Genomic DNA, 1,635 nt, shown 5'->3' on the forward strand with positions numbered 1-1,635 from the left:
CCTCTGACGCGTAAATAGCAGCAGGTCAGGGTAGGTGTGGACGTGTTTGGGTGCCCGGTGGCCGTTGGTGGCTGCCGGGTGCCTGGTTCGGGGAGGGTCAGGCCGCGTTTTCCAGCGGGTTGAGGGTGACGGTGTAGCCGAGCTGGTTCAGCGCGTTGATCGCGCGGCGGGTGGCCCGTTCGGGGTCGCGTTGGGTGAAGTAGGTGCCGCCGAGTTCTTGGTAGGCGACGTTGTCGGTGAGCATGTGCCAGATCGCGGTGATGATCGAGTGCTCGACGGCGACCAGTGCCCTGAGTGGGCCGCGACGGGCGGTCAGCCGCTTGTAACGGGCTTGGAGGTAGGTGTTCTTGGTTCTCACCGCGCCGAACGCTGCGAGGCCGAGGGCGCCTTTGAGGTAGGGGTTGCCGGGCCGGACTTTGGTGTTCTTGGTGCGGCCGGCGGACTCGTGATGGCCGGGGCAGACACCGGCCCAGGACGCGAGGTGCTTGGCCGAGGCGAACCGGGTCATGTCACCGCCGGTCTCCGCGATGATCACCTCGGCGGTTGCCTGGTTGATGCCGGGGATGGTGTCGAGCAGGTCGAGGGCGTCGCGAAAGGGGGCCATCGCCTCTTCGATCCGCCCGCTGAGCTGGTCGATCATCGTGGTGAGCTGGTCGTACTGGTCCAGATGCAGACGGACCAGGAAGGCGTGGTGCTCGCGGAAGCGTCCGGTCAAAGCTTCGGTGAGTTCGGGGATCTTGTTGCGAAGCTTGCGTTTGGCCATCTCGGCAAGGGTGTGCGGGTCGCGTTCGCCGTTGACGAGGGCTTCGAGCATGGCCCGGCCGGAGACGCCCATGATGTCGGCGGCGACTGCGGACAACTTGATGCCGGTGTCCTCCAGCAGCTTCTCCAGGCGCTGGACGATCCGGGAGCGTTCCCGGGTGGCGGTGGTGCGGGCCCGGGTCAGGTCCCGCAGTTCCCGCACCGGCTGCGGCGGGACGAAGGAGGGGCGGACCAGGCCGTGGGCGCCGAGCTGGGCCAGCCAGGCGGCGTCGGAGACGTCTGTCTTGCGGCCGGGCAGGTTCTTGACCTGCCGGGCGTTGACCAGGATCACGTTCAGATCGTCGGCCAGCACGTAGTAGAAGGGTTTCCAGTAGTCCGAGGTCGCCTCGATCACCACCAGGGTGACCTCGACGGCGAGTAGGTGGTCGAGCAGGGCCAGGACCGCGTTCGTCGTCGAACCCCACGTCGTGGTCTCGGTCGTGAAGGACCCCCGCCGCTTCGCACTCGGAGTACGGACGCACACCTTGGCGTCCTTCTTGCTGATGTCCAGGCCCGCGCACCGTTCGTGCAGTACGTCCATGCTCCCGCTCCCTCCCAGTCGGTATGCCGTTCCGGGAGGGCCAGGGTGAATCAGGAATTCTGACGCACGTGCTCACAGCAACACTCCACGGTCCCCGTGGACGGCCCCCAGCACCACGCTGACCTGCGAGCTCACAGGCATCACAGAGGCATCGGTTTCGGCCGGAACGAACCCCACCAGCATCCCGGACCGGCCTCAGCCCACGTCAGAGCGGACAGAAGCACCCCCGGCGCACTCCACGGGATTTACCACGCCCCCGGCGCGCACCGAAGGTGCGCTGGATCGCTGACCTG

General features: G+C 67.0%; 1 protein-coding gene. It reads right to left on the bottom strand.

The genetic code is table 11. The features are described from left to right. Positions 1-97: 97 nt before the first annotated feature. Positions 98-1,342, bottom strand: a complete 1,245-nt coding sequence (locus ACWD6R_RS40470; RefSeq protein WP_451823325.1) for an IS110 family transposase — start codon at positions 1,340-1,342, stop codon at positions 98-100. Positions 1,343-1,635: the final 293 nt, after the last annotated feature.

It is taken from the genome of Streptomyces sp. NPDC005151 (assembly GCF_053599875.1).